At 29.7% G+C, this 12,989-nt stretch carries 11 protein-coding genes; 6 read left to right on the forward strand and 5 right to left on the reverse strand.

Annotation, left to right across the window (positions count from 1 at the left end; genetic code table 11):
- Positions 1-2 precede the first annotated feature (2 nt).
- From IPM32_08450 to arfB, 3 genes are all read right to left on the reverse strand, one after another.
- Positions 3-953 (reverse strand): hypothetical protein, encoded by a 951-nt coding sequence (locus tag IPM32_08450; protein ID MBK8945283.1) that lies wholly within the window; start codon positions 951-953, stop codon positions 3-5.
- Positions 954-1,047: 94 nt separating this feature from the next.
- A complete protein-coding gene (locus IPM32_08455; GenBank protein ID MBK8945284.1) occupies positions 1,048-2,421 on the reverse strand; it encodes a UTP--glucose-1-phosphate uridylyltransferase in 1,374 nt (457 codons plus the stop codon).
- 14 nt (positions 2,422-2,435) lie between these two features.
- On the reverse strand, positions 2,436-2,855 hold the full coding sequence (gene arfB, locus IPM32_08460) for an aminoacyl-tRNA hydrolase (GenBank protein MBK8945285.1): 420 nt from the start codon (positions 2,853-2,855) through the stop codon (positions 2,436-2,438).
- A gap of 212 nt (positions 2,856-3,067) precedes the next feature.
- Here arfB and secA point away from each other — a divergent pair, with 212 nt between their 5' ends.
- Genes secA through IPM32_08480 form a run of 4 tightly spaced genes read left to right on the forward strand, consistent with a single transcriptional unit; the run spans position 3,068 to position 9,580 of the window.
- Positions 3,068-6,118, forward strand: coding sequence for a preprotein translocase subunit SecA (gene secA, locus IPM32_08465; GenBank protein ID MBK8945286.1), 3,051 nt, complete (start codon positions 3,068-3,070; stop codon positions 6,116-6,118).
- On the forward strand, positions 6,118-6,456 hold the full coding sequence (locus IPM32_08470) for a P-II family nitrogen regulator (protein ID MBK8945287.1): 339 nt from the start codon (positions 6,118-6,120) through the stop codon (positions 6,454-6,456). Before secA ends, IPM32_08470 begins: the two co-directional genes overlap by 1 nt.
- A gap of 14 nt (positions 6,457-6,470) precedes the next feature.
- Entirely contained in the window at positions 6,471-8,897 is a 2,427-nt protein-coding gene (locus IPM32_08475; protein MBK8945288.1) for an SPOR domain-containing protein, read from the forward strand.
- Between the two features lie 26 nt (positions 8,898-8,923).
- Positions 8,924-9,580 (forward strand): ATP-binding protein, encoded by a 657-nt coding sequence (locus IPM32_08480; protein ID MBK8945289.1) that lies wholly within the window; start codon positions 8,924-8,926, stop codon positions 9,578-9,580.
- Here the strand turns inward: IPM32_08480 and IPM32_08485 are convergent.
- The gene (locus tag IPM32_08485; protein ID MBK8945290.1) at positions 9,573-10,109 is read right to left on the reverse strand and encodes an RNA methyltransferase; all 537 of its coding nucleotides are present in this window, start codon (positions 10,107-10,109) and stop codon (positions 9,573-9,575) included. The genes IPM32_08480 and IPM32_08485 overlap by 8 nt on opposite strands.
- Before the next feature lie 23 nt (positions 10,110-10,132).
- A complete protein-coding gene (rlmN, locus tag IPM32_08490; GenBank protein MBK8945291.1) occupies positions 10,133-11,203 on the reverse strand; it encodes a 23S rRNA (adenine(2503)-C(2))-methyltransferase RlmN in 1,071 nt (356 codons plus the stop codon).
- Positions 11,204-11,355: 152 nt separating this feature from the next.
- On the opposite strand from rlmN, the gene IPM32_08495 reads away from it, so the two are divergent.
- Both IPM32_08495 and IPM32_08500 read left to right on the forward strand, forming a co-directional pair.
- Complete coding sequence (locus IPM32_08495; GenBank protein MBK8945292.1) at positions 11,356-12,516, forward strand: acyl-CoA dehydrogenase; 1,161 nt, start codon at positions 11,356-11,358, stop codon at positions 12,514-12,516.
- A gap of 37 nt (positions 12,517-12,553) precedes the next feature.
- The gene (locus IPM32_08500; protein MBK8945293.1) at positions 12,554-12,979 is read left to right on the forward strand and encodes an ACT domain-containing protein; all 426 of its coding nucleotides are present in this window, start codon (positions 12,554-12,556) and stop codon (positions 12,977-12,979) included.
- The last annotated feature ends 10 nt before the right edge of the window (positions 12,980-12,989 follow it).

The following is a 12,989-nucleotide window of genomic DNA, read 5'->3' on the forward strand; positions in this document are numbered from 1 at the left end:
TTTTACAAAATCCCAATTGTGAATACAAAAGCTTTGTCGTTATAATCGTTAAATGTAATAATGTATTCAAAGTTTATAAAAAGTTGAACATTATAAGTATGTAAAACTCTAATTCCAGTTTTAAATCCTAATTCAATTCCATGAGAGTCTAATTCTTTATTCTGATAAATTCCAAATTCATCATAATTATCAAAATAATCATGTTGTACCCAATGAAATCCAAGTGAAGTTCCAACATAAGGACAAATATCCGTCGGCGAAAATAAATAATTACCGTAAATATTCATTGCAAAACCGTTTCGTGCACCAGCCATTAATCCAACAGCATAGTTTTCAATTTCATGATCAAAATAAGCATTTAGTGAAAAAACTTTTATTTCGTTATCATGTCCACTTGTTGGAAAAAGATATCCGAAATCTACACCAAAATTGTAACGTGAATTTCTCCTTAAAACTTCTTCAGATTCTTTAGCAACTATGTTTCCAATCTGCACATTTTCTTTAAACGAATTTTTGTTAGCAACACTAATTGCAACTCTTTTCATAACTGTTTCAAGATCGCCAATATTTGAAGAAGTTGCTTGTTCAATAAGGATTTTCTTCGCTGATTTTACATCAATTAAAATATATTGAACAATAACTTTGTCGCCCAAGGAATTTAATTTACAGATTAGAGATTCATCTGAATTTAATTTTGATCCTAATTCAATTGCGCATTCCTCTTCTGTACATTCACCTTCGGAAACAATTTCATATGTTTTTTTCTCTGAGATAATTTCAACATTTGAAAATTTACTTAACTCTAACCTTAAAATTGCTTCGGCAGTTTTGGATGTTGAATATTCAATTCCATTGGATACAATTGGCAAAACAACAATTTTACTTTGAGTGATATTTTGTGCGTAATTTGGAATGAATAAAAACAACAAAATTAAAAACAATAAATTTTTCATTTTAAAATTCCCCAAAATTACCAAATCAAATTACGTTGATAAAAATTATGTAACAATAAAAATTATATGTAAATATTTTTGACCATTAACATATTTAATTAGATGTAATTATTGAATTATCATTTATTTTTATTTGTTCTGTTGTTTTATTTTCAAGAAATACATTTCCAATTAATTTTACATTTTTTCCGAAAGAATAATTTCCATTAATAACTAATTTTTCGCAATTTACTAAAGAAAGTGGAAATGGAATTTTTTCATCTAAATCATCAACAAGTTTATAATTTTTTGAATCTAATCTTACAAACAAAGGCTGCAATTTTCTTTCCGGATTTATTATTACTCTAAAATTTTCAGTTAAAATATAGTTATCTGATCGAACAGCTAATAAATCATCTGTTGTTTTTACTGGTGCAAATCTTGTTCTGGGAACACAAATTGCCGAAGCATTATTAAAAACAGAAATCGCAGAACCCATTGCCGTTTCTAATTGAAATACACTTTGTGAATTTGAATTTCTCGGATCAACTGTTTTTTTATTTACAATCATTGGCAAGCCAAGGATATTATTATTTTCTTTTAAAATATTTTGCAGAGCTTTTAGGTTGATCCAAATATTATTTGTGTTAAAAAATTTATGTTTCTCAATATTTTGAAAATCGATTTCATCTGACTTTAAACACTGCGCTGATTCACGCAAAACAAATTGGTCGTTTTGGAGTTTTGCTAAATGTCCACCTTTTTTATCTGCTTCAGTTCTTTCTGTAACTTCCATTAAAAACGGAAATTTATTCTTGGCAAAATATCCTAAAATTCTCAAATCCATTACTGCGCCGAGATTATCTGAGTTCGAGATAAATGCAAATTCAAATTTATGCGATAATAATTTTTCCAACATTCCACTTGTAAAAAGTGCAGTATAGATTTCGCCATGTCCGGGCGGACACCATTCAAGATTTTCATTTTCTTTAAATTCCACAGGTTCATAATTATTAGAATTTATTTTTGGAATTTTATGTTGAAGAAAATCAAAAGGAATTTTATTATTTAATTCTGGATATTTTTTTAATACTTCCAATGATTTCTTTTCTGTATTAAAACTGTTCATCAGCACTAACGGAATTTTACTGTTAATTGTTTGCTTTACAATTATGTCTAAAAAAGTTAAATCATTTTTAATTTTAAGTAAAGATTTAGCTTCACTCAATCCCATGCTTGTTCCCAAGCCGCCGTTAAGTTTGATCATAACGGAATTTTGTAAAACTTCTTTACCAAAATTTTCAAACTCGTTATCTAATTTTTCTGAATTTTGTAAGGCATCAATTGGGAAAATTTCAGATTCGGGGAGCATTCCCGTTTCACCGCTTAATAATTGATTGTAATAAAATTCAAATGTATCAGTTACAATTTTAGGAAGATTCTCATCTTCCATTTTTTTTCTAAATTTTTCTATAGAATTTTTATGCAAAATTTCCTCCATCATTATTCGGAAATTACTTTTTTCCTTGAATATTTTATCTGCGATTTGTGTTTTTTTGATTCAATTCTTTTTTCTTTTGATAATTTTGTTGGCTTGGTTTTGTTTCTGGATTTTTCTTTTATTGCAGCTTTTTTAATAATTGCAATTAATCTTTCAATAGCATCTATTTTATTTTTTTCTTGTGTTCTAAATCGTTTTGCTTCAATAAGCAAAATTCCTTTCGAGGAAATTTTCTTACCGCCTCCTTTTATTAATCTTAACTTAACTTCTTCTGGTAAATTTTCGGAGGATTTTATATCAAACTTTAATTGAACAGCAGTTGAAACTTTATTTACATTTTGTCCACCCGGACCCGAAGATCTAATAAAAGCAAATTGTAATTCTTCTTCACTAATTTTTATGTCTGTTGTAACATCAATCAATTTAAAATCCTCTAGAAATTCAATTTAAATAAAATCAAACTGTAAAAATTTTTGACTTTTAATCTAAAATAAGATTTGCAAATTTAACTAAAAATAAAATTTAGAATTTGTCAATTATAAATAAATAGTTAAATGCAGATAAAATATAGCTTAATTGCATTTCAGACAGCCTTTAATTACTTTTAACATTCTGAAAAAATGGAGTAAAATGAATGTTAACTAGTTTAATAAGAAAGGTTTTTGGAGATAAAAATTCGCGTGCGCTTAAAGAGTTATGGCCAATCGTTGATTCTATAAAATTAGAATATGAAAAGGTTAAAGATTTATCGGAAGAGCAGCTTAAGCAGAAAACAGTTGAGTTAAAAGCAAAAATTGAAAGTGAGACTTCGGATTTAAAAAATAGAATTTCTGAATTAACTAACTCTTTAAAATCAAATGATTTTGAAGGCGATATTGAAAATACTCATATTGAATTAGAAGAATTAAATGAACAGCTTGATAATAAATATGAAGAAATTTTAAGCGCAGTTCTTCCTGAGGCTTATGCAGTTGTTAAAGCCACTTGTGCAAAATTAGTAGGTAAAACTTGGGACGCAGCCGGTTCAAAAATTACTTGGAATATGATCCCTTATGATGTACAACTTTTGGGAGGCGTTGTTTTACACCAAGGTAAAATTGCAGAAATGGCAACCGGTGAAGGTAAAACGCTTGTTGCAACACTTCCAATTTACTTAAATGCACTAACCGGAAGAGGAGTTCACATTGTAACTGTGAATGATTATTTGGCAAAACGTGATAGCGAATGGATGGGTGAAATTTTTAAATTTCACGGTTTAACGGTTGGATGTATTCTTAATACAATGGATAACGATACCAGAAAAAAAATATATGAATGTGATATTACATACGGAACAAATAATGAATTTGGTTTTGATTATTTGCGAGACAATATGGCTATTGCAAAAGAACATCTTGTTCAACGAGGTCATAATTTTGCAATTGTAGATGAAGTTGATTCAGTTCTTATAGATGAAGCAAGAACTCCGTTAATTATTTCAGGTCCGGTTGGAAATACCGAACATAAATTTGATGAAATGAAACCTAAAGTTGAAAGATTATTTAGAAAGCAAGCAGGCTTGGTAGCATCAATTGTTCAGGAAGCTGAAGATTTAATTTCAAGAGGAAGTGATAAAGAAAAAGCCGGAATAAATTTGCTTCGTGCTCACAGAGGATTTCCGAAAAATAAAAAACTTGCAAAACTTTTTAGTGAACCGGAAAATAAAAAATTAATGACAGCAACAGAATTAGAATTTCTTAGAGAAAAAGAAAAACGAATGCCGGAAATTGATGAAGAATTATATTTTGCAATTGATGAAAAAAACAATTCAATTAATCTTACCGAAAAAGGAAGAGAAGAATTAGCATACGGTTCTGCTGAAGGAAAAGAATTTTTTGTACTTCCAGATTTAGGAACCGAAATTAGCAAACTTGATAATGATGAATCGCTTAGCACTGATTTAAGACTTAAGAAAAAAGATGAACTTTACCACTTGTATAGTGAAAGAATGGATAGAATCCATACTATAAATCAACTCTTAAAGGCATATAGTTTATTTGAAAAAGATGATGAATATGTAATAACTGAAGATGGAAAAATTGCAATTGTTGATGAATTTACCGGCCGTATTTTACCCGGAAGAAGATATTCCGATGGTTTGCATCAAGCAATTGAAGCTAAAGAAAATGTAAAAGTTGAGCGTGATACTCAAACAATGGCAACAATCACACTTCAAAATTATTTTAGATTATACAAAAAATTGGCGGGAATGACCGGAACCGCAGAAACTGAAGAGGGGGAATTCCAGCAAATATATAAATTGGATGTTGTGGTAATTCCAACAAATAAACCAATTGCAAGAGATGATCAAGATGATTTTATTTATAGAACCAAACGAGAAAAACTCAATGCCGTACTTGAAAAAATAAAGGAATTAAAAGATGAAAAAAGACCTGTTCTTGTCGGTACAACAAGCGTAGAACTTTCTGAAACTATAAGCAGAATGTTAAAACGTCAGGGAATAGCTCACAATGTTCTAAATGCAAAGCAGCATAAAAGTGAAGCGGAAATTGTTGCCTTTGCTGGTCAACCTGGAGCTGTAACAATTGCAACAAATATGGCTGGTCGTGGAACAGATATAAAACTTGGCGAAGGAATTACGGAAAAAGGTGGATTATACATTTTAGGAACAGAAAGACATGAATCAAGAAGAATTGATAGGCAGTTAAGAGGAAGGTCGGGTAGACAAGGTGACCCCGGAACTTCAAAATTTTATGTTTCACTTGAAGATGATTTGATGCGATTATTCAGCAGCGATCGTGTGACAAATATTATGAGCAAAATTGGATTTGAAGAAGGTGAGGCATTAACACATCCGATGATTACAAAATCAGTTGAACGTGCTCAGAAAAAAGTGGAAGAAAACAACTTTGCTATTAGAAAAAGACTTCTTGAATATGATGATGTAATGAATCAGCAGAGAAGTGTTATTTATTCAAGACGACAAAGAGCTCTTGAAGGTGAAAGATTAAAAACCGAAATATTTGAATTATTGACCGAATATGTTGAAGTAACCGTAGACAAGTATTTTGATGATGTAAATGTTGATTCATTGAAAGCCGATTTGCTTCAGCATTTGCTCATTGAAGTAAAAATAAATCCGGAGGAATTTGAACAAAAAGGTAAAGCCGGAATTGCTGATTTAATAATGCAAACGGCAAAAGATTTTTATGCGCGAAAAGAAGAAATGATCGGCTCTGATTTAATGGCTCGATTAGAACGTTATGCAGTTTTAAGTGTTATCGATGAAAAATGGAAAGAACATTTGAGAGAAATGGACGATCTCAAAGAAGGAATTGGTCTAAGGGCTTACGGACAGAAAGATCCACTCGTTGAATATAAATCTGAAGCATATCATTTGTTTGTAAGCTTAATATCAGACATAAGAAATGAAGTTATTTCTTTCTGTTTCAAGTTTTTCCCTCAACAGCCAGATGAAGTTCAAGCTCGCAGAGCGCGTCAACTAAGGATGCAGACAGTTAAAGACAGTGTTCAAAATTTAGGTTTGCAAAATTCCGAAACAGCTAAGGAGAGCAGAAACAGAGGGAAACAACAACCAATTAAAGTTGAAGAAAAAGCCGGGAGAAACGATCCTTGCCCTTGTGGAAGTGGTAAGAAATATAAAAATTGTCATGGACGTGAATAGTGAAAAAAATTGAAGCGATTATTAGAACACATCTTTTAGAAAATGTTAAACAAGCTTTATTTGAGTTTGGAATTGGAGGCTTAACTATTTCTGAAATAAGAGGTTATGGAAGGCAAAAAGGACATAAAGAGATCTACAGAGGGAGCGAATACCAAATTGATTTTGTTCCAAAATTAAAATTAGAAATTGTAGTTAATGATAATATTTTTGAAAAAGTAATTAATACTATTATTGAAAAAGCTAAAACAGGTAAAATTGGTGATGGTAAAATATTTGTTTCGAATATAGAGGACGTAATTAGAATTAGAACCGGCGAAAGCGGACCAGAAGCACTTTAATTTTTATTTGATAAATGAATAAACTAAATAAAAAAAATATCGCTTTAATTTTCGTAACACTATTTGCAACAAGTTGTGGGTTTTGGACAAATTTCAAAACCTATTTTAATACATATTATAATGCAAATGAACTTTTCATTGAAGCTGAAACAGAGGTTTTAGAATTAAGAAAAAAACTCTTCAGTTTTGAAGAAGTAAAAGTTCCTAGTAATATTATTAAAAAGTTTGATGAAGTAATTGAGAAAACATCTGCAATAATGCAATATCACAAAGATTCAGATTATTTTGAAGATGCAATTCTAATGACCGGCAAATCATTTTATTATCAGCAAAATTATTCAAGAGCATTAAGAAAATTTGTTGAATTAGAATCAATACCAGAAAGTGAATTATCTTTAGAAAATAGTCTGTGGATTGGTAAAACCCAGCTTCAACTTAGAGAATTTAAAAAATCTTTGAACAAATTAGATGAAGTTAAATTAAAAGCACTGGAAGATGAAGATCAAATAATTTTGGAAGAAGTTTTTAAAACCAAAATTGGCTATTACTTATATGAAAAGGATTATCAAACTGCATCAAATGAAATTAAGGAATTTTTAGCAACAGAAATTTCAGATGAACTGCGTGCGGAAGTTCTTTATGAACTTGGAACATTATATGTTCTGCTTGAAGATTTTCAAGAAGCTGAAAAAGCATTAGTTCAAGTTGAAGAATATTCTCCAACACCGGAAACAGAATTTAAAAGCAGGTTTGAACTTGCTAAAATTCAAAAAGATTTTGGAAACACAGAGAAAAGTTTAGAACTTTTAAATGAATTAAGAGATGAAGGAAAATTTGCTGATAATTTGGATAAAATAGATTTAGAAATTGGTAAAATAAACTATGAAATTGGAAATATTGAGTCGGCTTTGGATAATTTTACAGAAGTTGATACAAGTTTTACTAAAACTGAAGCAGGTGGAATTGCCGGTTTTTACCGTGCAGAAATTATTGAAAATTATATTCACGATTATGACAGTTCATTGGTGCTTTATAAGAAAACAACCAGCTCTTTGGCAACTCAAGAAATAAAGGAAAAAGCAAAAAGTAAATCAATAGTTCTTGAAAAATATTTAACTTATAAAAAAGAAATTGCAAAACTTGATAGAGATTTTCAATATCTGACAAATGAAGAAAGATTTATTAAAGATTCGCTTGATTATGTTCAACTTTTACGATTAGATTCTTCAAGAACACAAAATCAAAATCAAGGAAATGTTAGAGGCGGAAATAGAAATGCAAAACAAACTACCTTAAAAATTCCAAAACCAATTAGACCAAAAATCAGCGTTGATTCAATACATGCCTTAAATAGTAAACAGTATTTTGAACTCGCAAATTTATTTTTTACTGAATTGAATTTCCCGGATTCTGCATATATCTATTATAAACTATCACTCGATGAAAAAGAGGAAAATCCAAATCAAGCTCAAACATATTATGCAATTGGAAGTTATTATCAAACAATTAATCAAAAAGCTAAAGCTGATAGTATGTTTACACTTGTGTTTGAAAAATTCCCTTTTAATAGATTAAGAAATGAAGCTGCAAAACATTTGGGTAAACCTCTCTATGATTTTGATAAAGATCCGGTTGAAGAACAATATACTATTGCCGCAGAAATGTATTACAAATCCGATTTTAAAAATGCCTTAAAGAATTTATTTAATATTTACAAGAATCATCCGAATTCTATTTATGCATCAAAATCACTTTATACAATTGGTTACATTTTGGAAAATAATTTAAATATGCCGGATTCTGCTGCATCAATTTATGATACATTAAGTACAAAATATAAAACAACAGAATATGCAAAATCAATTCAAGCAAAATTAAACGGACATAAACTTTCCAAAACAGAAAACACAAATAATGTGAAAACAAAAAAAATAAGTTCGGATACTTTAAAAACGAATCCAGTTATAATTGAAACAGAGATAGAAAATAAAACTGAAATTGATGAAGTTTTACAAATGCAAGATGAACAGAAAAATTTTGATGAAATAGAAAAAGTTAAAGTAGATGAAAAAAATATAAATTTTGACTCGAAAGGCGAAATAATAGAAAATGAAATTACAAAAAAGGATAGTATTATTGAATTAAATGAAAATGTTATTAATGATAAAAGTGAAGATAGTATTTTTGATTTAACAAAAATTCCCGTTGTTAGCAGAGATATTTACAAAAATGAAGAAGATTATTTTGTACAAGTTTCATCTTGGCAAACAGAAGAAATTGCAATTTCCGAGGTTGAAAAAATTAAATTAAAAAATTACAATTCCTTTTTTACCAAAACTTTTGTTACTGAGTTAGACAAAAATTACTACAGAGTTTTAGTCGGTCCTTTTAATACATTTACCGAAGCAAAAAAAGTAAGATTTAAGTTTAACAAATATTAATTCATTCTACCAATTCGATTTCCTCAATGAACCACAAGAAAATTTTGAGTTTGATTGAAAATGGTGAATCTCTTACCGTTGAGTTTAAGCAAAGATTTTCTGATTACAATAAAATAGCGAAAGAATTTATAGCTTTTGCAAATACAAAAGGCGGAATAATTTTATTTGGAATTGATGATGACGGTTCGGTGTATGGCGTTGACAGCGAAAAAAGTGAATACGAATTAATTAAAGAAACGTTTGAAAATTATTGCGAACCAAAAATTGATTATGAAATAAGTTATCACAGTTTGGAAAACAAAGAAATTGTTTGTGTAGAAATTTCTGAATCGAAAAATAAACCTCACAGAATTCAAGATTATAAAACAAATTTAGATTTAAAATCAGCACAAGTTTATATTCGTATTAATGATAAGAGTGTTCCAGCAAGTAAAGAAATGATGAAAATTTTGCAAAGCCGAAGCAGCGAACAAATATTAAAAAATTATTCAATTGGAAAAAATGAAAAAATTGTTTTTGAATATTTGGGTGAAAATGATTCTATAACTGCAAAAAAATTAAGTTCAATTGCAAATATTTCATCTAGAAGAGCATCGCGTACACTAATAAATTTAGTGAGAACAGATATTCTTGCAATTCATACAAAAGATGATGGAGAAGATTATTTTTCTAATCTTACATAGAATCAAAAATTTTTCTCAATTCAAAAATTGCAATTCCGTAAGCAACTGCAACATTTAAAGATTGTTTAATACCATATTGCGGAATTTCAATCGAAATATCACAAAGATCAATCAGCTCTTGGTTAACACCACTTATTTCATTCCCAACAATTAGGCATAATGGTAAATTATTTTTTTGTAAATCAGAATAAGAAATATTATTGTTTGTTTGTTCAAGCGCACAAATTGTGTAACCTTTCGATTTATATTCATGAATTACGGATTTTGCATCTTCCGAAAATTCCCAAGTAACACTTTCTTGTGAGCCCAATGCAGTTTTTAAAACGTCTTTATTAGGTGGATGTGGAGTATAACCACATAAATAAAGTTTTTCAATCATTGCACCATCTGAAGTTCTAAAAATAGATCCAACATTATAACTGCTCCTAATTGAATTTAATATTACTACAACCGGTAACTTTTTTACTGAATCAATATTTCCTAATGTTGCACGATTTACAGAAATTTCAGAATGTGTAAGTTTTTTCATAAATACAATATTTAATAACTTTTTTACTTTTGATTTTCGTTTATTGCAAGTTGACCGCAAGCTGCAGCAATATCATCGCCTTGAGTGTTTCTCAACATTACAAAAATATCTTTACTCATTAATTTTTCTGCAAATTCTTTAACTTGGTCCAACGGAGTTGGTTCTAATTTTGCAGAAAATCCGTCTTTTGCAATATGAGAAATACTGTTGAAAGGAATTATATTTACCTTTGATGGAAGTTGACTGCACAATTTTCTTAATGCATCCAAATCTTCTTTTCTGTCATTTATTCCCTTAAGCATTGTATATTCAAACATAATTTTTGTTTTGGTTTGCTTGGCATAATACTTTAATGCCTCAACATTTTCTTGAAGATTATACTTTAAATTTATCGGCATAATCTGATTTCGAATTTCATCAAAACAAGAATGAAGCGATAAAGCAAGTTTTACTCTCAATCCAGTATCTGCTAACTCCCTAATTTTATTGGGAATTCCCGCAGTAGAAACTGTAATTCGAGTTCTACCAATTTTATTTCCTAAATCTTGAAGCAATATTTTTAAAACTTTTTCAGTTGCAGAATAATTTAAAAGCGGTTCGCCCATTCCCATAAAAACAATATTAGTTACTTCATATGGTAGAATATGTTTTGATGTCAGCAAATATTGATCTAAAATTTCACCGATACTTAAATTTCTTGTATATCCCATAACACCGGTTGCACAAAATTTGCAATCAAGCGGACAACCGACTTGGGTTGAAATACAGAGTGTGCGTCTGTCTTTCTCCGGAATTATAACAGATTCAATTTTTTTTCCATCATTAGTTTCAAACAAATATTTTACAGTATCTGTAGATGAAGAAGATTTTTTTTGTGATAATTTTAATGAATTTAGATTTGTTTCTTCTTTTAATTTGTTTCGTAGTAAAATTGGAATGTTTGTCATTTCATCAAAATCATTTGCATAATTTTGGTAAATCCAATTAAAAATTTGTTTCCCTCTAAAAGCAGAATCACCTAAATCTTTAGTAAATTGTTGAATCTCGGAAAGATTGAAATTTTTTATATCAATTAATTTTGGTTGTGTTTTCATACATGCAAATATAAGCAAGTGATGATAATAATCTTATCCTAAACATCTAAAATTAAAAGAAAAATATTTATTTGAAATTTCGAAATACATTGTTAGTTTGAAGTTATTAAAGATGCTTTAATCCTATATTTTAAAATAATTAGGAGTTAAAAATGAATTTTGATTTCACGGAAGAACAACTAATGATTCAGCAAACTGCAAGGGAATTTACCCAAGCAGAAATTGCCCCAACAGCAATTGAGCGGGATAAAGAAGCAAAATTTCCGACAGAAATTGTAAAAAAGCTTGGGGAGCTTGGTTTCATGGGAATGATGATTGATCCCGAATTTGACGGTGCCGGAATGGATACTGTTTCATATGTTTTAGCAATGATTGAAATTGCCAAAGTAGATGCTTCAGTTGCTGTGATTATGTCTGTTAATAATTCTTTAGTTACAACCGGTTTACAAAAATGGGGATCGGATTATATTAAAGAAACGTTTCTTAAACCATTGGCAAAAGGTGAAAAATTAGGTGCTTTTGCTTTATCTGAACCGGAAGCCGGAAGTGACGCAACTCATCAGCAAACTTATGCAAATAAAGATGGAGATTTTTGGATTTTAAACGGAACAAAAAATTGGATAACAAACGGACAAAATGCAGATTATTTTATTGTAATGGCTCAAACAGATAAAGAGAAACGTCACAAAGGTATTACGGCATTTATGGTGGAAAAAGGAATTGAAGGTTTTACCCACGGTGTGAAAGAAGATAAATTAGGAATCAGAAGTTCTGATACTTGTACTTTAAATTTTACTAATTGTAAAATTCCTGAGGAAAATATTATTGGAGAGGTCGGGAAAGGTTTTAATTTTGCAATGGATACATTAAATGGTGGACGTTACGGAATTGCTGCTCAAGCTGTTGGAATTGCCGAAGGTGCTTTTGAAACCGCATTCAAATATGCTAACGAAAGAAAAGCATTTGGAACGGAAATTTTTAATCACCAAGCTATTCAATTTAAATTATCCGAAATGGCAACAGATTTAGAAGCCGCAAAACTGCTAACTCTGCAAGCGGCGGCACTTCGTGATGAGAAGAAACCATATATCAAACAAGCGTCAATGGCAAAATTATTTGCCTCAAAAGTTGCAGTACAAAATTCGCTTGAGGCTATTCAAATTCATGGCGGATATGGTTATGTAAGAGAATATCACGTTGAAAGATTTTTGAGAGATGCAAAAATTACAGAAATTTATGAGGGAACTTCAGAAATTCAAAAAATTGTGATCGCACGTGAATTGCAAAAGAAATATTATTATAAAAAATTCTAAATTTACAGTTATTGAAAAATTTATAAGGATAAAAATTGTGCCGTTAAATGAAAATGAAATTAGAAATCTGACTTTACAAATTATAAGTGAATTAGGCAGTAAAGCCTCGCCGGATTTGGTGAAAAAATTAGTACAAGAAAAAATTGAATCTCAAGAATTAAGTTCTCATTTTTCTCAAGCTGATAAATCAACTGGAAAAGTAATTCTTACTTCGTTTGGAATGAATCATCCCGGAATTATTGCTGCAGTTACAAAAGTTTTGAGCGATGCCAATTGCGATGTTTCTGATCTAAGTCAAAAATTAATGAGCGATTTTTACACAATGATAATTATTCTGGATATTTCTAATTCTCCAAAAAATTTATCTGAATTACAAGCTGAATTAAATAAAGTTGCTGATGAATTAAAAATTAAGATTTATCTTCAACACGAAGATCTTTTCAAATATATGCACAGAGTTTAAATTAGGAGAT

The sequence above is a fragment of the Ignavibacteriota bacterium genome (assembly GCA_016716225.1).
Lineage (GTDB): Bacteria > Bacteroidota > Ignavibacteria > Ignavibacteriales > Melioribacteraceae.

Bases quoted from the DNA above. Each gene is read 5' to 3' on its own strand.
- IPM32_08450 (MBK8945283.1), bottom strand. From the start codon at position 953: ATGAAAAATTTATTGTTTTTAATTTTGTTGTTTTTATTCATTCCAAAT.
- secA (MBK8945286.1), top strand. From the start codon at position 3,068: ATGTTAACTAGTTTAATAAGAAAGGTTTTTGGAGATAAAAATTCGCGT.
- IPM32_08475 (MBK8945288.1), top strand. From the start codon at position 6,471: ATGAATAAACTAAATAAAAAAAATATCGCTTTAATTTTCGTAACACTA.
- IPM32_08480 (MBK8945289.1), top strand. From the start codon at position 8,924: ATGAACCACAAGAAAATTTTGAGTTTGATTGAAAATGGTGAATCTCTT.
- IPM32_08485 (MBK8945290.1), bottom strand. From the start codon at position 10,109: ATGAAAAAACTTACACATTCTGAAATTTCTGTAAATCGTGCAACATTA.
- rlmN (MBK8945291.1), bottom strand. From the start codon at position 11,203: ATGAAAACACAACCAAAATTAATTGATATAAAAAATTTCAATCTTTCC.
- IPM32_08495 (MBK8945292.1), top strand. From the start codon at position 11,356: ATGAATTTTGATTTCACGGAAGAACAACTAATGATTCAGCAAACTGCA.